Annotated in this window: 18 protein-coding genes and 1 tRNA gene; 3 read left to right on the forward strand and 16 right to left on the reverse strand. The window is 62.5% G+C overall.

Features of this window, described 5'->3' with window-relative positions; all coding sequences use genetic code 11:
* Nucleotides 1-71: 71 nt before the first annotated feature.
* From HMPREF0326_RS15485 to HMPREF0326_RS04500, 3 genes are all read right to left on the reverse strand, one after another.
* Nucleotides 72-335: a GNAT family N-acetyltransferase gene (locus tag HMPREF0326_RS15485; RefSeq protein WP_198012614.1), complete on the reverse strand. Its 264-nt coding sequence runs from the start codon at nt 333-335 to the stop codon at nt 72-74.
* A gap of 120 nt (nt 336-455) precedes the next feature.
* Nucleotides 456-674, reverse strand: coding sequence for a hypothetical protein (locus HMPREF0326_RS15490; RefSeq protein WP_009302597.1), 219 nt, complete (start codon nt 672-674; stop codon nt 456-458).
* A 35-nt stretch (nt 675-709) separates the two neighbouring features.
* A complete protein-coding gene (locus HMPREF0326_RS04500; RefSeq protein ID WP_009302599.1) occupies nt 710-934 on the reverse strand; it encodes a SlyX family protein in 225 nt (74 codons plus the stop codon).
* A gap of 118 nt (nt 935-1,052) precedes the next feature.
* Between HMPREF0326_RS04500 and HMPREF0326_RS04505 the strand changes: the two genes are divergently transcribed.
* Entirely contained in the window at nt 1,053-1,463 is a 411-nt protein-coding gene (locus tag HMPREF0326_RS04505; RefSeq protein ID WP_008683246.1) for a diacylglycerol kinase, read from the forward strand.
* Here HMPREF0326_RS04505 and HMPREF0326_RS04510 read toward each other — a convergent pair.
* From HMPREF0326_RS04510 to HMPREF0326_RS04540, 7 genes are all read right to left on the reverse strand, one after another.
* Nucleotides 1,402-3,300: a YgiQ family radical SAM protein gene (locus HMPREF0326_RS04510; RefSeq protein ID WP_020990251.1), complete on the reverse strand. Its 1,899-nt coding sequence runs from the start codon at nt 3,298-3,300 to the stop codon at nt 1,402-1,404. The two genes, HMPREF0326_RS04505 and HMPREF0326_RS04510, sit on opposite strands and share 62 nt — an antisense overlap.
* A 448-nt stretch (nt 3,301-3,748) precedes the next feature.
* Nucleotides 3,749-4,183: a calcium-binding protein gene (locus HMPREF0326_RS04515; protein ID WP_009302603.1), complete on the reverse strand. Its 435-nt coding sequence runs from the start codon at nt 4,181-4,183 to the stop codon at nt 3,749-3,751.
* A gap of 251 nt (nt 4,184-4,434) precedes the next feature.
* Nucleotides 4,435-5,192 (reverse strand): IS5 family transposase gene (locus tag HMPREF0326_RS16645; protein WP_147568320.1). Its coding sequence is split into 2 segments (ribosomal slippage): nt 4,435-4,868 and nt 4,868-5,192, totalling 759 coding nucleotides; the frame shifts between segments, so codons are not numbered across the junction.
* 50 nt (nt 5,193-5,242) lie between these two features.
* The gene (locus HMPREF0326_RS04525; RefSeq protein WP_008683253.1) at nt 5,243-5,638 is read right to left on the reverse strand and encodes a hypothetical protein; all 396 of its coding nucleotides are present in this window, start codon (nt 5,636-5,638) and stop codon (nt 5,243-5,245) included.
* Nucleotides 5,639-5,701: 63 nt separating this feature from the next.
* Entirely contained in the window at nt 5,702-6,967 is a 1,266-nt protein-coding gene (locus tag HMPREF0326_RS04530) for a phenylacetate--CoA ligase family protein (protein ID WP_008683254.1), read from the reverse strand.
* 147 nt (nt 6,968-7,114) lie between these two features.
* Nucleotides 7,115-7,657: a hypothetical protein gene (locus HMPREF0326_RS04535; RefSeq protein WP_008683255.1), complete on the reverse strand. Its 543-nt coding sequence runs from the start codon at nt 7,655-7,657 to the stop codon at nt 7,115-7,117.
* A gap of 9 nt (nt 7,658-7,666) precedes the next feature.
* On the reverse strand, nt 7,667-9,043 hold the full coding sequence (locus HMPREF0326_RS04540; RefSeq protein ID WP_008683256.1) for a chloride channel protein: 1,377 nt from the start codon (nt 9,041-9,043) through the stop codon (nt 7,667-7,669).
* A 134-nt stretch (nt 9,044-9,177) separates the two neighbouring features.
* Here HMPREF0326_RS04540 and HMPREF0326_RS04545 point away from each other — a divergent pair.
* Nucleotides 9,178-9,253: transfer RNA gene (locus tag HMPREF0326_RS04545), tRNA-Phe, on the forward strand.
* Between the two features lie 88 nt (nt 9,254-9,341).
* Here HMPREF0326_RS04545 and HMPREF0326_RS04550 read toward each other — a convergent pair.
* From HMPREF0326_RS04550 to HMPREF0326_RS04560, 3 genes are all read right to left on the reverse strand, one after another.
* Complete coding sequence (locus HMPREF0326_RS04550; protein WP_020990252.1) at nt 9,342-9,785, reverse strand: hypothetical protein; 444 nt, start codon at nt 9,783-9,785, stop codon at nt 9,342-9,344.
* Between the two features lie 1,055 nt (nt 9,786-10,840).
* Complete coding sequence (locus HMPREF0326_RS04555; protein ID WP_008683258.1) at nt 10,841-11,275, reverse strand: hypothetical protein; 435 nt, start codon at nt 11,273-11,275, stop codon at nt 10,841-10,843.
* 63 nt (nt 11,276-11,338) lie between these two features.
* Nucleotides 11,339-12,778, reverse strand: coding sequence for an SLC13 family permease (locus HMPREF0326_RS04560; RefSeq protein WP_008683259.1), 1,440 nt, complete (start codon nt 12,776-12,778; stop codon nt 11,339-11,341).
* A 229-nt stretch (nt 12,779-13,007) separates the two neighbouring features.
* Here HMPREF0326_RS04560 and HMPREF0326_RS04565 point away from each other — a divergent pair, with 229 nt between their 5' ends.
* Nucleotides 13,008-16,070 (forward strand): sigma-54 interaction domain-containing protein, encoded by a 3,063-nt coding sequence (locus HMPREF0326_RS04565; protein WP_020990254.1) that lies wholly within the window; start codon nt 13,008-13,010, stop codon nt 16,068-16,070.
* Between the two features lie 57 nt (nt 16,071-16,127).
* On the opposite strand, the gene HMPREF0326_RS04570 is transcribed toward HMPREF0326_RS04565, so the two are convergent.
* The 3 genes from HMPREF0326_RS04570 to HMPREF0326_RS04580 form a co-directional block, all read right to left on the reverse strand.
* The gene (locus tag HMPREF0326_RS04570; protein ID WP_020990255.1) at nt 16,128-17,408 is read right to left on the reverse strand and encodes a 2-hydroxycarboxylate transporter family protein; all 1,281 of its coding nucleotides are present in this window, start codon (nt 17,406-17,408) and stop codon (nt 16,128-16,130) included.
* 154 nt (nt 17,409-17,562) lie between these two features.
* Nucleotides 17,563-18,318, reverse strand: a complete 756-nt coding sequence (locus tag HMPREF0326_RS04575; RefSeq protein ID WP_008683264.1) for a sulfite exporter TauE/SafE family protein — start codon at nt 18,316-18,318, stop codon at nt 17,563-17,565.
* 361 nt (nt 18,319-18,679) lie between these two features.
* Nucleotides 18,680-18,904, reverse strand: coding sequence for a MoaD/ThiS family protein (locus HMPREF0326_RS04580; RefSeq protein WP_008683265.1), 225 nt, complete (start codon nt 18,902-18,904; stop codon nt 18,680-18,682).
* Nucleotides 18,905-18,948: the final 44 nt, after the last annotated feature.

Here is an 18,948-nt window from a genome sequence, read left to right on the forward strand (position 1 = left end):
AAACGGCTCTTCCGCCTTGGCGGAAGGGCCGTTTTTTGCGGAAAGGACACGCGGACGCGTTGCGGCCGGGTTCAGAGCGGAGCCGCGTAGATGCGCGAGCTTTCGCCCCAAGGGCGCCAGCCTTGCCCCAGATAGGCAAAGCCGTAGCGTTCGTAATAGCCGATGTGTTCCGTGCTGAGATAGATTTTGCGGAAACCGAGCCGCCGGGCGTCAGCCTTGGCGTAATCCAGCAGTCGGCGGCCGTATTCATGGCCCCGGTGTTCCCGCGCCACATACAGCGCGCAGATCCAGGGCCAGAGATCCATGCGGCTGATGAAATCATTAGAGCATTTCAACTTTGAAAATGTTGAAATGCTCTGGTGGCCGAGTGAGCGGACGCCCGCGCCTGAAGCCAAGGCGGGACCACGTTCCCGCCGCAGGGTGAGGGCAGCGTCAGCTTTGAAATTGGCACAATTTCAAAGTGAATTCACTCTAGGGATCAATCCGGCGCAACCCGCAAGCGTCTCTCCGTCCCGCAGCAGATACCACTGGGGCAGGGGGCTTGGGCTGCCCAGGCAGTGCCGGACGCAGTCCTCATACATGATCTCATTGTTGCCGCCGCCCCAGGCCTGTTGCAGAAAGGCGATGGCGGCATCCGCACAGCCCGGCTGCGCGCGGACGGAAATGATTTCCATCCCACCTCCAAAGAATCTTTAACCCTTGAAGTGCGTCAGTAGCGTTCCGGCATGAAATGCGGCGGCAGCGTGTTTTCCGGCTGCTCGGCCAGCTTTTCGCGCAAAAGGCGGATCACGGCCAGCGCGTCGGCCAGATCCCGCTCCACCTTGTCCAGCTGGGTCTGCTGGGCCGTGAGCGCGGCGTTAAGTTGCCTGAGCTGTTCTTCCTGAAAGAAGCTCAGCTCCTCCAGGCGGGCCAGACGTTGTTCCGGATCGGGCATGGTTTTCTCCCTGGTTCCCTGTTTACGCCGCACTGGCGCGTCCGGGCTTTTTCAGGCACACTGGCCCGGACGCTCCCGGCGTTTTGTCCGGGGCGGACGAAAGTTGTAAGGGGGCGACATGGCTGCGCATGGTCCACAGACGCCGGACAATCTCCGCAACAAGCTCAAAGGGCGTTCCGGTCTGCGGCGACTCTGGAATGCCTGCCGCTATTCCCGCGACGGCTTTACGGCGGCCTGGCGGGACGAGCAGGCTTTCCGCCAGATAGTCTGGGGCTGCCTCGCGGGCCTGCCGCTGGCCTGCTGGCTGGGCCAAGCCTGGGGCGACCGCGTGCTGCTGGCCCTGGTGCTGGTAGTGGCACTGCTGGTGGAGTTGCTGAACAGCGCCATTGAAAACGTGGTGGACCGCATTTCGCCCGAACTGCATCCCCTGTCCAAAAAAGCCAAGGACATGGGCAGCGCCGCGCAATTCACCGCCCAGATCTGTATCCTCGTGGTCTGGGGCACGTATCTGATCGGTCGCTTTTTTTAAGGAAGCGCTGATTCATACTCTTTTTGCCCTCTGCCTGTGCCAGGCCCACTCCCTCCGCCGTTTCCGCCACCGGCATGAGAATGCGATGCTGGCGCAGCCGGGCCGCGTCGCTGCGGGCCACTTCAATATCTTCACCGGCTTCGTTTTTAGCACAATAATACATGGCCGTGGCAATGGTGCCCGGCGTGGGGATGAAGCACTGGGTCTGGCGCGGATTCCAGCGGCGCTGGCGCAGCCAGTGGGCCAGGGCATACATGTCTTCATCCGTGCAGCCGGGAAAGGCGCTCATCAGATAGGGCACCACATACTGCTCACGTCCGGCGGTCCGGCTCTGGCGGACGAAACTCTCCAGAAAGGCCTCGAAAACCGCCAGCGGGGGTTTGTGCATCAGGGCCAGCACCGAGGGCGCGCAGTGTTCCGGGGCCACTTTGAGCTGCCCGCCCGTGAACTCGCCGGTATAGGCAGCCAGAGCCTCGGCATCGCGCAGGGCAAGGTCCGCGCGCACGCCGCTGGCGACACGCACCTGTTTGACTTCGGGCAGAGCCGCCACCGCGCGCAGCAGTTCCACATGCTTGCGCTGCGGGGCCACAAAGGCCTTACAGACCGTGGGAAAACAACAACTGGAACGGCGGCAGCGGCTTTTGCGCATGTCGGTCGGGCCGTCGCTCCCCGCCTTGGTCCCCGCGTCTTCCAGAGCGCAGTGGGCCTGCCACATATTGGCAGTGGGGCCGCCCACGTCGGAAATGGCCACGCCAGCCTTGCTCCGTCTGCCGGAGGCCGCGTCACGGCCCAGAGCACGCGCCTCGGCCAGAATGGAGTCCGCCGAGCGCGAGCTGATGTGGCGCCCCTGATGCAGAGCCAGGGAACAGAACGAACAGCCTCCGCCGCAGCCCCGGTGGCTGGTGATGCTGGTGCGCAGCATTTCCGCCGCCGGAATAGGCTGCGTATAGACGGGATGGGCCTCCCGGCAAAAGGGCAGGCTGTAGAGTTCGTCCATTTCCGCCGTAGTCAGGGGCGCGGGAGGCGGGGCCAGAACCAGGGCGCGGCCGTCCACGGGCTCAAAGGCCCAGGCGTCGCCCCGGTGCACCTGCTGTTCCAGCATCTGGGTCAGCCTGAGCAATTGTTCCGGTTCGTCCAGCAGCTGCTGATGGCTTGGCAGGGTCATCAGCGGCGCGCCCGCCAGCGTGGCGGGCGGCTTGGCGGGTCGGCCCTCGGCGTTCAGTTTGTCAAGCCAGGCCGTGCCGGGAATTCCGGCCAGCACGTTCGCGCCCGGGCTCTGGTCCCGGCCCTGATTCCGGTCTTGATCCAGGCGGCGGGCACATTCCAGAATAGCGCGTTCGCCCATGCCCCAGACCAGCAAGTCAGCCTTGGCGTCCATAAGAATGGGGCGGCGCAGGGCGTCGGTCCAGAAATCGTAATGGCTGACCCGCCGCAGGGAGGCTTCAATGCCGCCCAGCACCAAGGGCAGGCCGGGAAAGGCCCGGCGCGCTAGGTTGGCGTATACCAGGCAGGCCCGGTTGGGTCGCGCGCCCGCCTTACCGCCGGGGGTGTAGGCATCGTCATGGCGTTTTTTGCGAAAGGCCGTGTAATGGGCCAGCAGGGAGTCCAGGGCTCCGGCGCTGACGCCCGCGAACAGGCGGGGCCGCCCCATGACCAGCAGGTCGTCGGGGCTGTCCCAGCGGGGCTGGGCCACCAGGCCGGTGCGGAAGCCGTGATGGATCAGCCAGCGCGCCAGCAGCACGCAGCCGAAGGAAGGATGGTCCACATAGGCGTCGCCGTTGATCAGCAGCACGTCCAGTTCGTCCCAGCCCAGGGCGAGCATCTCTTCGCGGGACATGGGCAGAAAGCGGGGCTGGGCCAGGGCTGCCGGACCTCCCGAACCTCCTGGATGGCGCAATCGTGTCGAATGGTCGGGCCGGGCCGGGGCATTTGCCGTATCCGGCATATTTTCCGCGAGAGCGCCGGGCCGCCATTTTTTATCCGGCCCGCACGGCATCGTCCGGGAACGCGGGCCGGGGTCGGCTTGTCCGTATGCGCCTGCATCCGACGGCGCTGAAATGTCGGGAAATTGGGGACAATGCGGCTGGCCTTGAGTCTCCGCATTTCGGGGAGCGCTTTGACGACGCGGGCGTGGCCGGGCTCCGCGCGCGGGGCGTTCCCGGCGGGCCGGAGAAAGAGGCGCGCCGGACGTTTCCGGCCGGCGCGGGGAAGCTGCGCCCGCTTCTTCCGTGCCAGGCGTCGTTGCCGGACGCCAGGGCACGGGAAAAGGCGGGGCCTTGTGTTTATCAGCGGCCATTGGGCGGAGTAACCAGAGGCATGTCCGCGCTGTCCGGCGACGGAATCATGGGATCGCCGGGCATATTGTTCATGGGAGCGCCCATCTGGGGCGGCATGCCGCCCATGCCGGGCTTCATGCCCGCCGCGTGGCCTTTGAGAAATTCATCCCATTCCACGCGGTCAATGGCGCCGTCGCCGTTTTTGTCAATGACGACAAAGGCGCTTTCCTTCATATTGGGGAAAGAGGCCTGGAATTCTTCCAGAATCACTTTGCCGTCCTTGTTTTTATCCATTTCCTCGAATTTGTCCTTTGAGGCCGCCTTGGCCGGATCGTCGGCCGCCCGGGCCTGAAGGGCGGGCAGAGCCAGCAGGCCCGCCAGGGCCAGCAGGGCGAACATCCGCAACAAAACCGGCAGGGCCGGAAAACGCAGTACACGCGTCATAACTTGCTCCTTATACGTGGATTTTGTCTTGCCCGCGCCGTGCGGCGCGAAACAATTCTTTCGGCGGTCGGAGGGCCGCCGATTTTTTTAGTATCGGCCAATCCGTCGTCCCTGTCCAGCCTCTTCGGCGGCCAGGGCCGTGGCCGTTGGCACGCGAAGCGCGCCATACGGCCATCGAGAGCAGGGCGAGCATCTTAAAAACGTTGAGAATGTCAATTCTCAACCTTGATCTGCTCTAGGGCCTGTTAACACTATTTCAGAGCTATAACAATCAACGCAAAGACGACAAAGGCCAGGAACATGACATCGAGCTTATCGAAGCGAGTAAAAACACGGCGGAAGCCTTTGAGCCTCCTGAAAAGCCGTTCTACCTCATTACGTCTTTTGTATAGCTCTTTGTCATACTCCCACGGTTTCAGTCGGTTGGGATTGGGCGGCACCACCGGAGTGAAGCCCAACTCACGTCCCAAGCGAGTCGTTTCATTACCCTCATATGCGCCATCCATAAGCAAGCTGCACGGCGCTGGCATCGGCCCCAACTGGACAAGCAGCCTGCGCCCCTCGGGGGCATCGCCGGCGTTGCCGGGAGTGAGGCTGAAATTCAACGCGCATTCAGCATTCGCGGCAACCATATGAAGCTTGGTCGTCCAGCCGCCTCTGGACTTTCCGATGGACTGCGGACCTGTTTTTTTAAGGCCCCTGTTCCATCGGGATGAACCTTAACAATAGTACTGTCGAGAGAAACTGCTTCTATTTTAAGGCGGAGTATCTGCTCTTGTTGAAGGCGTTCAAATATACGGTCAAGAACTCCGTTCTTGCTCCAGCGGTTCATGCGCGTGTAGATGCTGTGCCAACAGCCAAAATTTTTCGGCAGTCCACGCCATTTACACCCATGCTCCGCAACGTACAGAATCGCATTCAACACCTGGAGATTGTCAAAACGGACATTACCTCTTTGGCGCGGGAAGCAGTCAGCGATTCTCTCATATTGTTCGCGAGTAATTTGCATAAGACATTCTTACGGAATACTCGCTCTTTGTCAAATAGTGTTAACAGGCCCTAGGAAAAATTTTCGCCTTCGCGCTCCACGCGGTCGATGCAGACCGTCAGGTCGTCGGGCTCGCCCTGTTTGTGGGCCTCGGGATAGAGCAGGGCGGACATGTAAAAGACCGAATTGAGGCCCAGCGCATTGCGGGCGCTGCCCGAAAAACGTTCCAGGGCCAGAGCCAGGTTGAAGCGCAGTTCGCCGGGCAGTCCGGCCAACAGGGGCTTGGCGTCCTCGCCCAGGGCGGCGAGCATTTCGGCTTTTTCGCGCATTTTGGCGTTGTGGCCGGGCGTGTTCCCGGATTCAAGCAGGCGCAGGGCCTCGGCCTCCACGGCCATGATCCTGTCATGGCGCTCTCTGAGCCATTGGATGAGCCCGGCCAGGGTTTCAGCGGTATTCTGATCGGACATGTCGTCCTCCTTTTGAAGAATAGACAAAAGCCCGGCCAAGAGGCCGGGCTTTTGCAACAGCGGTTAATCCCAGTGGCGCTTGTCCTCGATGGGCCGGATCTGCGGCGGCAGGCTGCCCGGAGCCAGAACGCGCAGTTCGGGGCGCAGCTTGATTTTTTCGCGGAACTGGTGCAGCAGCTCCTCTTCGCGCTTGAAGCCGCTGGTTTCGATGAACAGCGTCATTTCGTCGATGCCGCCAGGGTTGGTGACCTCGATCTGCCAACGCTTGATCTCCTCGAAACGGCTCATGACCTGTTCCACCTGATGCGGGTAGACGAACATGCCCATGATGCGGGCGGTGGTGTCCACGCGGCCCACAATGCTGCCCAGGCGCGGGCTGGTGCGGCCGCAGGCGCAGGGGCTGCGGTCGATGTAGGAAAGGTCGCCCGTGGCCAGGCGGATCAGCGGATACGTCTTGTTGAAGGCCGTGACCACGATTTCGCCCACTTCGCCGTCCTTGAGCGGAATGCCGGTGTCCGGATGGCAGATTTCCACATAGCAGCGGTTGGCGATGTGCAGGCCGGTCTTGTGAAAGCATTCATAGCCGATGCAGCCCACGTCCGCCGTGCCGTAGCCCTGGCGCATGATCAGGTCGTATTTCTTTTCCATCTGGGAGCGCATTTTTTCCGAGAGACGCTCGCCGGTGACGAAAGCCACTTCCAGAAAAAGATCCTTGCGCAGATTCAGGCCCTTTTCCTCGGCCTTCTGGGCCAGGTGCATGAGGAAGCTGGGCGTGCCCACATAACCGGAGACGCGCAGCTTTTGCATGATGTCCAGCTGGGTGGCCGCGTCGGACGGCCCGGCCGGGATCACCGCACAGCCCAGGTTGCGCAGGGGTTCTTCAAACATCAGGCCCGCGGGCGTGAGCTGGTAGTTGAAGGTGTTCTGCACCGCGTCGCCGGGGCGGAAGCCCACGGAATAGAAGGCTTCGGTATAGCCCCAGTAGTCCTCTCCCCGGTCTTCGGGATCGAAGATGGGGCCGGGCGAAAGAAAGATGCGCTTGAGTTCGCCGATGTCCTTGGTCAGCAGCCCGCCCAGACGCGGCCCCATGGACTGCAGAAAGATCAGTTCTTTCTTTTTCAGAATGGGGATGTGCTTGATGTCCGAGAGAGTCTTGAACTTCTCCACATTGAACTGCGCGCGGTCAAAACGCTTTTTGACGTCTTCCGAATAGCGGTAGGCGTAAGAGAGCAGATCCTTGAGCTGGATCAGGCAGTATTGGCGGCGCTCGCTCTCGTCGAGCACTTCACGGCGGCTGTAAATGCCTTCAGTACGGTCTTTGCGGGTCATGACGTTCGCCTTGTAATATTGATGGGAGGCACCATATGTAAGCAATGATCTGTACTATTGCAAGTATTTTTTTATTTATATTGATATTTCAATATGTTATATGCAAACAAAAATGATTCTTGATCATGCTCACGGCGATAGACCCGTTCAATGGGCCAGCTCCCGCATGACATCTAGCACCATATCCTGTGGGCGCCTCTTGCAGGCCTCAAATAACGGTCCGTTTCGGTCGATGACGGCCTCCATGTCTTCGACAAACCAAGGCGCCGCGCCGCGTCCGGCATGCAGATAACCCACCAGCCAGAGCGCTATGCCCTTCTCCGAGGCCCAAGGGCGTCCGGCGCTTCCGTGCACAAGCTCGTGGCAGGCAAGGGTAGTCATAGTGTAGCTTTGGCCTGGTACAATCAGGGTTTTTTTGAGTTCAATCCAGATCTCCATGACCCTGGCCTGGGGGCGCGTCTCGCACTGCCTGTGCAGTTGGCTCAATGCCTCGTCAACCCATTCCGGATTCAGACTTTCCTGGCCGGTTTTGCGGGCGGCGTAGCCGTCGAAGCAAAGGAACGCGGGGGAGAGTTCCCGAATATGAGCAGTCGGGCGTGTAAAATCGGCGCACGTGCTCTCCGGATAGGTGTTCGATTCGCAGGCCGTGAGCGCCGATAAAAGCAAAAGCGGCAGGAAAAAGCGGCGCACGTATCCTCCCTACGTGGTTGCGCCCGGAGCACCGGCGGCCGGGTCGATTTTGGCTTGCCGGGCTTTTTCCTGGTCCACGGCGCGCTGCTTCAGGCTGTCGTAGACCGGCGGCGAATTCAGGCAGTTGGCGGTCAGGGCGGCCAGATAGGATGTGACCACAATGGCCGGGGCGTTGTGCAGCGAGCCGGTCATTTCGATCAGCAGGGCCGCGCCGGTGAGCGGCGCGCGCACCGTGGAGGCAAACAGCCCGGCCATGCACAGAATAAGCAGGGTGGCGCCCTGTTCCGGGCCGATGCAGTTCAGGGAGAGCAGGGCCGAGGCCGCGCAACCGCCGGCCAACGCGCCGCCGAGCAGCATAGGCATGAGCAGGCCGCCGGCCACGCCAGAGGCGAAGCTCACGCAGGAAAACAGGATTTTGGCGGCCAGCAGCAGCAAGAGCGCGCCCAGCGGCAGGGCCAGGCCTTCCAGATCCAGCGCGCCCGGACCAAAGCCCACCAGCACCTGGGGGTAGAAGTAGAGCAGCAGGCCGCTGATCAGAAAGGGGGCCAGCACGCGCACGGGCTGGGGCATCAGCGGGCTGCGGTCGGCCCAGTGGGTCAGGCGGATCAGGATGGCGTTGTAGGCCGCGCCCAGCATGCCCACCATGCCGCCCAGCAGGGGCACGATCCACCATTGCAGCAGGGAGAGCGTGCCCGTATTGTGGAAGGGAAAAACCCGCCCGAAGCCGAAGAGCACTTCGATCACAAACCAGGCCGAGGCGGCGGCCAGCGCGGCAAACAGCAGCATGGGCGCGCTGATCACGGTTTTCATTTCCTCAAAGGCGAAACAGAGCCCGGCGGCCGGAGCGCCAAAGGCCGCCGTGAGCCCGGCCACGCTGCCGCCGATGAGATAGCGCGGCATGGTCTGGGCCTTGTCGTCATGCCAGATGCGGCCCACGCCGCAGCCCACGGCCGCGCCCATCTGGATGCAGGGCCCTTCGCGGCCCACGGAAAGCCCGCCGCTCAAGGACACCAGGGTACCCACGAATTTGGCCCAGATGACCGTGACCCAACGCATGGGCAGATGCCCGGCCACGGTCAGCTCCACCTGGGGGATGCCACTGCCGCTGATCAGCGGTTCATGCCGTAGCAGTTGCCAGGCCAGAAGGCCGAGCAGAACCAGCGCCACGAAGATGCTCAGGCCCACCAGGGGGTCGGACAGGCTGTGGCCGTGCACATAGTCCACAACCGCCGTGTTGATCAGGGTGTAGGTCTGGCGAAACAGGCCGATCACCGCGCCGGTGATGCCGCCCGTGACCAGGGCCTGCAACATGAGCCGCCACACGCCCAGGGTGCGCAGGGCTTGCATTTCACGTAAAATCGGGGGGACTGAGGCACGAAATTGCACGGGAACTCCTTGGCTGGGCTGCAAACAACGCGAGTATGGCCGGAAGATGCGCAAGATTCAAGTTTTCGCGGGAAATTTCCCCAAAAAAGGCTTGCCAAAGCCGCGCCAAGCGGGTACAAGACTTTTCCACATGGGCCGAGGTAGCTCAGTTGGTAGAGCAGGGGACTGAAAATCCCCGTGTCGGCAGTTCAATTCTGTCCCTCGGCACCATAGATTTCAGAAGGCCGGAAACTGAAGAATCAGTTTCCGGCCTTTCTTTTATTCGGCTTGAGACCGCGCTACGGGGTCGGCCGCGCGTTTATCCCTCTTCGGGCTGGAGGCGAAAATCTGCCACCAGCGAGCACAGGCTGTTCAGCGTGTTCAGAGGGGCCATCAAGGTGTCGCCCAGCAATGTTACGGCGTAGCCGTCCATGCTCGCGCCCGTTTCAAAGTGCTGCAGGAGAAAGATCAGGGTGTGGAAATGGTTGCACGTTTTGTCAAACATCTCCTGCCAGCTTTGGGCTTGGTGTTGCGCGAGCAGTATCCGCTCTTCCTCCACAATATAGCCGGGGACGCGGTAGGTGCGGACTTCCGAGGGCTTTTCGGCGTCGGCGGCGGGGGCGTCGCCGGGTTCGGCCACGGGCGCGGGCGGGCCTGCCGCCAGCAGGGCCTGGGCGGTTTGCCGCAGTGTTTCGGCCAGGGCAACGAGATCAGGGAAGGGCCGCGCCGAAGGCGACGGCGCGTCAGCGAGGGGATGGGACATAAGGCGCTCCATTGGTTTTAGTATCGGCATTTGGCGATGAGAAATGCCGGGACTCAACTGCGCCCAATGGAACGCTGCTCGTATTCCCCCGAAGGGTCTTGTATTCGGAGCTATCGACCCGGCAATGCATGCTGTGGGCGTGGACGCCCGAAAAGAAACCCAGCAGTATGCCGGGCAGATTGCGCGCCGCATTTATCCAGCCGCGCCCGCTGCCATTGGAAGTAGTAAATGTAGAATATGCCGCCCGCAGTCGGGCGTCAAGGCGCCGGGTTCCTGGGGCAGGGCAGACGCATCTAATTCCAGGCTTTGCAGGCCTTTTATTCGTCGTGATGATCCGTCAAAACCAGCCTTTTGTGTGCCGGCTGTGTCATCTGGCGCTTTTACAGCCTTGCTCTCGATGCCCGTAAGGCTCGCGGCTCGCCAACGGGCACGGCCCTTTGGGCCGTCTTTCGGTTGGTTTCCGCGCAAAAAGTGCTGTTTTCCTTGCCAGCGCGCAAAAATCTTGCTTCAGCCGTTGCGACGAAGGAGCTTTAGCCGTAGGCGAACTTGTGATCCGCACGGATAAAGACAGCAATTGGTTACGCAATATCTAGGAAAATCGCTGTCGCTATCCGTAGCGGTGCTGTCCTTATCTGTACGCCGCCCTGCGGCTACAGCTAAGGCAACACGGCTTCGCCGTGAACGGCTCAGGCAAGCCGCTGACGCGGCAACGGCCGGCGCATTTTTTAGGATTCTCCCGGCACCAGCCATCCGCCTGCGCTTCGCTCCGGCGGAGCAAAGGTGGCTTCGCCTCTTTTTGTCCGTTCTCCGATCTCTCGGGGAATAAAGACTTTTTAGACGCGTCTGCCCTGTTCCTGAGGAGAAGCCCAGCCGGACGCCAGGGAGGGAAGGCGGGACCTCGACGACTTCAGGCGATATGGCCGCGCCCTCGAAGAACAGACAATCAATATCGGTGAAATCAAGGAGGGGCATCCCGCAGGATGCCCCTCCTTGATGTTGCGAACACCTCCGGCCGTTAGCGTCAGGTTCTAGAGCGGGTTCACTCTGAAATTGCTCTAAAAGGCCGTGTTCGCGCCGATGACGCCCGCGTAGCTGGAGCGGAACTGCGTGCCCCAATGCCCGTTCATCCTGGTGAGGATGTAGAAGGATTCAAAGGTGACAATTTTTTCATGCGCGGGCGTGTAGCGCGAGAACTGCACGGCCATGTGGATTTTATCCTCATCGGCCTGGATCATCTTGCGCCGGTCCCACTTTGTGTAGCCCCAGCCGGAGGCTTCGCGCAGGCGGCTGACGTCATTGTCTCGCGCGTAGTCTTCGGGCGTGTTCCAGATCTGGACCGCGAGGCCGCCCAGGCGCACGTGCGGGTAGTGCAGGCTTTGCGCCCAGCGCAGGGGCGAGCCGCTGTTGAAGGTTTCCATGAATTCGTCCAGCGCGGCCATGCCTGCGCGTTCCAGTTCGATCCATTGCGGCGTTCCGGGGGTGGCTGCCATGTGGTCCTCCTTATGTTTGCGTCTGTTGTCTGGTGAATGATGGATATGCGCCGTGTGGCGGGCTCAGGCCGCGCCGGTGAGCTTCCAGAAGGGATAGAAGACGAGGATGAGCACGATCAGCGCCATAAGCGCCCGCCAGGCGAAGACCATGACCATGTCCTTGAAGTTGATGTAGCCCGTGGAGAACATGTACAGAAAGGCCGCGTATTCGTAGGGCAGCACGTACTGGTCCAGGCCGAGCATGAAGGCGTAGGCCGGGGCCAGGGGATTGATGCCCAGGGCCTTGGCGATTTCCGCCAGCGGCACGGTGAAGGTGCTTACGGCGGCCACCGGCGTGAGCAGGAAGTTGAGCCCCGCCCCGGAGAGGAAGGAGGCGATGACCGTGCCCAGCTCTCCCTTGCCCTGCAGCAGGGGCAGCACTGCCCGGGCGATGCTCTTGTCCATGCCCGTGGCCTGGGCCGCCGCGCCGATGGACATGCAGCCCACGATGAACAGCACGGAGGTCAGGTTCAGCGTGGCGAACTTTTTGCCGTCCACCAGGTCAAAGCCCGGCAGAAAACCGACAAAGCCCACCACCATCATGATCCAGCCGATGTTGATGCCGTGCCACTTGTCCGTCATCATCAGGACGGCCAGCACAGCGAAGAGCGCCAGGGCCTTCTTTTCGCGCAGGCTCATGGGGCCCAGCCCGGCGTACTGCTCTTCCACCCAGACGCGGGCGTCAACAGTGCTCTTGGGCCGCATGACCAGCCGCAGCACCACAATGGACAACACGCTGTAGACCACGCTGGGCGCGAAATTCTGCAGAAAATACTCCAGCCATGACACGTGCACCCCGGCCGTGGCGAGCATTTGCAGATTCAGGGTCACTTCGCCCGCGCCCGTGTACAGGCCCATGCGGGGCCCGGCCACGGCGAGGTAACCGGCCATCAGCAGGGTGGATGCCTCGCGCGAGCGGGCCTTGAAGCCCATGGCGTCGCAGATGCCGATGCAGATGATGCCCAGCAGGATGCACTTCCCTGTGGATGTGGGCATGAGCGGCGCAATGATGAAGCCCGCCAGCAGAATGCCCCAGAGCAGGCGGCGGAAGGAGCTGCCCGTGACGTGCAGGGCCCAGAGGGCGATGCGCCGGGCGAGCCCCGTATGTTGAAGCACCAGGCCGGTCATCAGCCCGCCGAGGATCATCCAGCCCATGGGCTTGGTCCACGGTGAAAGCACCTGCGCGGGCGTGCCCACCCCCGAGAGAATATAGCCCATGGGCAGCATGACAGCCACGAGCCCGTCGGGCAGCAGGGAAAAGCCCCAGAGACAGATGGCCAGCACTGTGAGGCTGAAAAACCAGCAGGCGGGCCGGGACAGACCGGCGACGACGCAGACGGCCAGAATGACCGCCGCGCACAGCAGGGAAAAAATCCATTTCAGATGTTCGTTACGGGTGGGAGGGATCGCGGCCGCGCCGCCCGTGCCGGTGGCTGCGGTTTCCGTGGCGTGTGTGACGTTCATGCCCGACCTCCATCATGGTTTCCGGTGCGGTGGCGCTTCCCGACTCTCCGAAAGCGGCATGGGAAGCTGGAACGGAAAGAGCAAGAGCGGTGCCAATATGGATATTTATTTTTTATTGTGTATAATCAGTGTGTTGTTGTTCTCCATTCCAAATACGCTTTTTTTCGGGCTTGTTTGTTAAATAGATTTTGTCCAATATCTGGATTAAATCTGAAAACAGGACCGGTAAATGCTCCATAATCCGCAAGAATCCTTGTCGCAGGCTCTGGCCGCGCTGCTGGCCGTGGATAAAATCCGCTACACGCGGCAGGCGCTGATTCAATTGGGGCCCTGGCCGCCCTCGGCCGTGGACGAAGTTTTGCGTCTTTTCGCCGCGCGGGGGCTGGCGCGGCCGTCGCGCTCGGGGCTCTGGCGGGGACGGCCCGAGGCGCTGCGCGCTTTTTCGCGTGAACGCGCGCCGGAAACCACGGCGCGGCCGTTGTTGCGGGCCGTGGCTTCGTTGGAGCGCGGAGCCGTTCTCGACGGCTGCGAAATATTGCTGGAAGAAGTGCGGCATACCTTGGACGACGGGCGGTGCGCGGCGGTGCTGGCGCTGTTGGGCCTGCTGCTGTCCGGCCTGCGCCGATGGAGCGGGGACACGGAAGAGGCGGAGGCGCTGCGGCGCTATCTGAGCGTGTTTCGCAGCGTTCAGGGCATTTCCATCTATATGGGCAAGAGCGGCCAGGAAGTTCTGGATTTGCTGCCTCGGGCCCGCGCCGCCGCCGAGGCGCTGGGGGACAGGCGCGTCACCCTCATGCTGGACCTCACGGAGGCCAGCCAGCGTCACCTGACCCGGATGCACAATACGGAACGGCCATATGCCCTGCTGGCCCGTACCCTGGCCTCCATCAGGGAACTGGGCGACCCGGACATTCTGGAGGAGGCCTCGCACAGCATCGGCATCCTGCATTTTATGCAGGGCGCGTACAGCGAGGCCCTGCCCTATCTTGAAACCGGCGCTGTGAGCCGGTTCACAGCGCATTTCAACTACTTTGAAGAAGCGCGGTTGCGCTATATCGGCAGCGCCGCCTGTAGCCTGGGCCTTCCGGCCAAGGCTGCGGGCATTCTGCTGGCCGGGCTGCGCGAAGCGCGGCTGCGCCGTAACCGACAGACGCGGAAATGGATTCAGACCCATCTGGCCGACGATCTCATGCGCATGGGGCGGCCCGACGAGGGCCTTGCCCTGCTGGATGAGCTTCTGCTCTGCTGCGACCCGGCCACGGAAACCACACTGTGGATCTGGAACATGCGCTCGCTGGCGCACTATCATTTTCTGAAAGGGCGCGTCGCAACCTCGCACAGGATTTTTTACGCCAGCATGCGCTATTGCGTGCGCATGGGGCTCCAGCGTCCCTATTACGGCTTCACCTGGCTGTTTGATATGCTCTGGGCCTATGAATGGCAGGGCCTGCCCCGGATTCCGGGCTATGATCTTGAAGATGAGCTGACGGCCGCGCAGCAAAGCCCCAACCGCCATCTCAAGGGCGCGGCCTTGCGCATCCGGGCTTTGCAGGCCCGCGCCAGAGGGGTGGACCCGGCCCAGGTACGCGGCCTCCTGGTGCGCGGCCTGACCTATGCCAAGCGGGTGGGCAGTCCGCTGGAGATCGCCCGCTGCCGCCTCGCCCTGGCGTATTGCCTTTCGCGGCGGCGCGCCCGCCAGGCCGAGCTTCTGTTTTCGGCGGCCAGAGCCGTGTTGCGGCGCTATACCCAGTATGACTGCCCTGACGGGCCCGGCGGCGGGCAGGACGCGCCTTACTGCCCCGACGGCCGAAGCTGCCTGCGCCGCTGCCGGGAAGGACTGGAGGCTCTGCCCGCCTGGTCGGATCTGGACGCCCATCTGGCCGACATGCTGCGCATCGTCAGCGAGACCTTTGAAGTGGAGCGGGCGGCCCTGTTCAGCCCGGACGCCGAGGGACCGGTCATGGTGCGCAATATCTCGCGCCTGGAGCTGGAAAGCCCGACCTTCCGCCCGGTGCTGAAAAAGGCCGCCGCCGTCATGGAGGCGGCTTCAGGCGAACCCGCGCGCGCCGCGCGGGGCACAGGAATATATCTGCCTCTGGCGGTTCCCAATGCCCGCCCGTGGCTTCTTTTTCTGCAATGCGAGTTTTTCGCCGGCCACATCAGCGCCCAAGGCACGGAAATATTCCGCGAGCTGGGCGGCTTGCTGGCGCGGGAGCTGCAAACCGCCCGGCGTTTGCAGGAAGGCATGCGCAAGGCCCTGTATGCCGTGGAAGAACGGGGCCGCGTGGCCGCCGAGCGCATGGCCGCCTTGGATGAGCCCTACTACGGGACCGGGCTCGACGACGTGTTGCGCCAGGCGGACAGCACGGCCGTCACCGACGCGCCGGTGCTCATTCTGGGAGAAACCGGCGTGGGCAAGGATCTGCTGGCCCGGCGCGTCCACGCGCGCAGCGGCCGGGCCGGAGCCTTTGTGCCCATTCATCCGGCCAGCATTCCGGAGCAGCTTTTTGAAAGCGAACTCTTCGGGCATGAAAAGGGTGCGTTTACCGGAGCTTGGCGGCAGAAGCTGGGCCATCTGGAAGTGGCGGACGGCGGCACGCTGTTTATCGACGAAGTGGGTGAGGTGCCCCTGCCCATGCAGACCAAGCTGCTCAGGGTTTTGCAGGAGAAATGCTTTATGCGGGTGGGCGGCATCCGCGAGATCCGTTCTGATTTCCGGCTGGTGGCGGCCACCAACCGGGACCTCAAAAGCATGGTGGCTCAAGGGCGCTTCCGGGAAGATCTCTACTATCGTATTTCCGTGGTGCCCCTCACCCTGCCGCCCCTGCGCGAGCGTCCCGCCGACATTCCCCTGCTGGCGCGGCGCTTCGTGGAGATATTCAGCCGCCGTTACCAGCGTCCCGTGCCTCCCTTGGAAAAGGAAGAGGCGGAACGCCTGCGCGCCTATGCCTGGCCCGGTAATGTGCGGGAACTGAAGAACGTGGTGGAGCGGGCGGTCATCCTCCACTCCGGCGGCCCTCTGCATCTGTTGCGCCCCACGGAACCGCCGCCGCTTCCGGCGGAAAAGGCAGCTCCGCCCGGGACGCTTTCCGGTCTGGAATGGGAAGATTTGCCGAGCTTGGAAGAATTGCAGCGCCGCTACATCCGCCATGTGCTGCGTCTTGCCAGAGGCCGCGTGGACGGCGAGGCCGGGGCCCTGCGCATCCTCGGCATGAAGCGTTCGACCTTGTATGCGCGCATCCGGGCCTGGGGCCTGGACGCGGTCTCGCAGCTTTACGGCAGGGAGAAATAGGGCCGCCGGCGGCCGAAGCCGCCGGGACCGCAAAGCAATGCCGCGGGATGCGCGCCCTTACCGCATGAGCAGCGGCACCACCAGGCCCACCAGCACCAGGATGATCGCGCCGCCCAGGCGGGAGGAAATCTGGGCAAAGGGCATCAGCACCATGCGCCGGGCCGCTGAAAGCACGGCCACGTCGCCGGTGCCGCCCATATTCGCCATGCATAGCCCGGCGGAAATGGCGGATTCGATAAAGTGGAAGCCCACCAGCACGCCGCCCAGGCCCGCGCCCAGCACCGCGCCCAGAACCACCGCGATGACCTGGAGGGTGTTGGCGATGGAAAAGGTGTTGATGACCAGGGAGAGGTCCGTGTAGGTCACGCCGATGCCCACCAGCAGCGGGGCGGTCATGTACTTGGCCACGAACCTGAACCAGACCGTGCAGGACTGTTCCACGGAGGTGGGCAGCACATGGAGGATCTTGCACGCGGCCACGCTGAGGATCATCAGGGCGTAGTAGTGGATGCCGGGAATGACCATGGCGGCCAGGCGTCCGAAAAGCATGAAGGTGCAGGAAACCAGCAGGCCGATGCCCAGAGCCGTGTAGGTGATCGGCAGGCGGTTCTCGTCCTCGGCCACCGGGGCCTCGCCCTTGAGCAGCTGGCCTTCTCCGGACAGGCGCGGGAAGGCCTTGCCCAGCTTGTCCAGCAGGCCGCCGGAAATGATGGCGACCACATTGCCTAGGGCCACCGGCGGAATCAGCATGGAGAGAATGTCCTTGAGCGCCATGTCCGGATTGCTCTGGTGCAGGATTTCGGCCATGGGAATGGCCCCGGCCCCCATGCCGCCGCCCATGATCGGGAAAGAGACGTAACTGATGCCTTCGCGCCAGCCCGTGCCGGCCAGCAGGCCCACCAGGGCGGCCAGGAGGGCCGCGCAGGCCACGGCGGCCACCAGGGGAACCACATAGCGCGCCCCGGCCTTGACCAGCAGGCGGGCCTCGATGCCCAGAATGCTGCCGCAGATCAGGGCGCAGATGTAAAAGGTCAGGAAGTCGTCGCCCTTCATGAAGGTGTCGATGACGGCCTTGGTCGAGGCCGGCATGACGCCGCTGTATACCAGCAGGGCGCTGCCGAAAATGACAATAATGGGGCCGCCGCCCAGATAATCCTTGATCAGCGGCAGGCGGTCGCCGATATATTCCAGCAGAAAGCCCAGCACCATGACCACGGCGAAGCCGCCCACCATGCCCTTGGGCAGGGCGTCCAGGTACATGGCCGCCACGACCACCACGGTGATTCCCAGAAAAACAGGCCAGCTTATGCCTTTGATTTCAATGTCCGCTATCCGCATTGTGTACCCCTGAAAGAAATTTATTCTATTATAGATAATCATCTTTCAGGTTTGTCGCCAGATGTGCGAGGCTTAAAAAAGCGCGGCGGAAGTTGTATACGGGGGCGGATTTCCCGCCGGTGCGGCGTTAGAGCAATTTCAAAGTGAAAATGCCCTAACGGGCAAGGAATAAAATGAAGCCGCCGAAGGCGGGCAGGGCCACCATGGCGATTTTGAGCAGTCTCTGCGGGGCCAGCCGGGTGAGCTTGGCCCCGAAAAAAGCGCCGATCACCTGGCCCAGCAGCACCTGGACGAAAAGCAGCGGTTCCAGATGCCCGGCGCTGAGAAAGCCCACGCCGCCCAGCACCGCGATGGGCAGGATGACCAGCATGGTGGTGCCCACGGTCTGGTAGAGCGGCGCGTTGAAGACCAGCAACAGGCTCAGCTGGATGAAGGATGCCGCGCCCACGCCGCAGGCTCCGAAGATGAGCCCGTTGACCAGGCCGGTCAGGCCTGCCAGCAGCCAGAATCTGCCGCCCAGGGGCGTCAGGAAGCGCTGGCGGAAGAGCGGGCTGTGGGGGTGGAAAATGCGCAGATAGATCAGCAGGGCCGACAGCAGCAGGGCCGCAGCGGTGAGCGGGGTGAGAACGGCCGTGTCGAGGGATGAGGAAACCCGCGCGCCGCAGAACGCGCCCACGGCCCCGAACAGGCCCATGGCCAGGCCCAGGCGGCGCAGCACGTTGCCTTCGCGGAAATGGCTGTACGAGCCGGAAAGCGCGGTAAAGGCCATGGCCGCCAGGGACGTGCCCAGGGCCGTATGGATGGGCACGCCAAAACCCACGGTGAGCAGGGTGATCATAACCCCCGCGCCGCCCGCGCCCACAAAGCCGATCACCGCTCCCAGCAGAAGCATGGCCGCGAAAACAAGCATGGCATTCCCTGTGCTGAAAAAAACGCCGCCCGGCGGCGTTGGGATGCAATAGCGCCAAGCGGCGTCGGAAGCAAGGGCCGGGGCGGTCCGTGCGCAGCGGAGGCGGCTTTGTGCGTGGGGGAAAAGCAGTGCCTAGAGCGTTTTGATATTGAAAATATCTCAACGCTCTGTGCGGATTTTCCGTGAAAATCCGCACCGCGAAATTATCGCAAGGCGAATTTACTTCGCCGTTAAGCGATAATTTCAAGCGCAAATTGCTCTACACCTAGTGCCTGATTGCAAAAATTTCGAGCATAATTTTGTTCTCAACTTTCGCAGGCTCGTCAGCGGAAAAATGTGTTTTTTCTTTGGCTCACGGCGGCTAGCCCCCGCCCACGGCCGGGAACAGGCCCACGCGGTCGCCGTCGTGCAGCACGGCGTCAGGCTCCACGGCCACGCCGTTGATGAAGATGATTTTTACTTCGGCGGCGGGTAGTTGCAGGCTGTCCATGAGCCGGGCCACGTCCGCGCCTTCAGGAAGTTCCCAGACGCCGCCGGGCGGGCTTTTTTCGGCCAGGGTGGCGAAACATTTGACGTTCAGCCGCATGGTTTTTCCTCCGGAGGCGGGCGGGTTGCGGGCAAGTTGAAAGG

Source organism: Desulfovibrio sp. 3_1_syn3 (genome assembly GCF_000145315.2).
In the GTDB taxonomy this organism is placed as follows: Bacteria; Desulfobacterota; Desulfovibrionia; order Desulfovibrionales; family Desulfovibrionaceae; genus Desulfovibrio; species Desulfovibrio fairfieldensis.

Excerpts from the sequence above, each read along its gene's own strand:
- HMPREF0326_RS15490 (WP_009302597.1), bottom strand. The coding sequence starts at position 674 with ATGGAAATCATTTCCGTCCGCGCGCAGCCGGGCTGTGCGGATGCCGCC.
- HMPREF0326_RS04500 (WP_009302599.1), bottom strand. The coding sequence starts at position 934 with ATGCCCGATCCGGAACAACGTCTGGCCCGCCTGGAGGAGCTGAGCTTC.
- HMPREF0326_RS04505 (WP_008683246.1), top strand. The coding sequence starts at position 1,053 with ATGGCTGCGCATGGTCCACAGACGCCGGACAATCTCCGCAACAAGCTC.
- HMPREF0326_RS04510 (WP_020990251.1), bottom strand. The coding sequence starts at position 3,300 with ATGTCCCGCGAAGAGATGCTCGCCCTGGGCTGGGACGAACTGGACGTG.
- HMPREF0326_RS04515 (WP_009302603.1), bottom strand. The coding sequence starts at position 4,183 with ATGACGCGTGTACTGCGTTTTCCGGCCCTGCCGGTTTTGTTGCGGATG.
- HMPREF0326_RS04525 (WP_008683253.1), bottom strand. The coding sequence starts at position 5,638 with ATGTCCGATCAGAATACCGCTGAAACCCTGGCCGGGCTCATCCAATGG.
- HMPREF0326_RS04530 (WP_008683254.1), bottom strand. The coding sequence starts at position 6,967 with ATGACCCGCAAAGACCGTACTGAAGGCATTTACAGCCGCCGTGAAGTG.
- HMPREF0326_RS04550 (WP_020990252.1), bottom strand. The coding sequence starts at position 9,785 with ATGTCCCATCCCCTCGCTGACGCGCCGTCGCCTTCGGCGCGGCCCTTC.
- HMPREF0326_RS04555 (WP_008683258.1), bottom strand. The coding sequence starts at position 11,275 with ATGGCAGCCACCCCCGGAACGCCGCAATGGATCGAACTGGAACGCGCA.
- HMPREF0326_RS04560 (WP_008683259.1), bottom strand. The coding sequence starts at position 12,778 with ATGAACGTCACACACGCCACGGAAACCGCAGCCACCGGCACGGGCGGC.
- HMPREF0326_RS04565 (WP_020990254.1), top strand. The coding sequence starts at position 13,008 with ATGCTCCATAATCCGCAAGAATCCTTGTCGCAGGCTCTGGCCGCGCTG.
- HMPREF0326_RS04570 (WP_020990255.1), bottom strand. The coding sequence starts at position 17,408 with ATGCGGATAGCGGACATTGAAATCAAAGGCATAAGCTGGCCTGTTTTT.
- HMPREF0326_RS04575 (WP_008683264.1), bottom strand. The coding sequence starts at position 18,318 with ATGCTTGTTTTCGCGGCCATGCTTCTGCTGGGAGCGGTGATCGGCTTT.
- HMPREF0326_RS04580 (WP_008683265.1), bottom strand. The coding sequence starts at position 18,904 with ATGCGGCTGAACGTCAAATGTTTCGCCACCCTGGCCGAAAAAAGCCCG.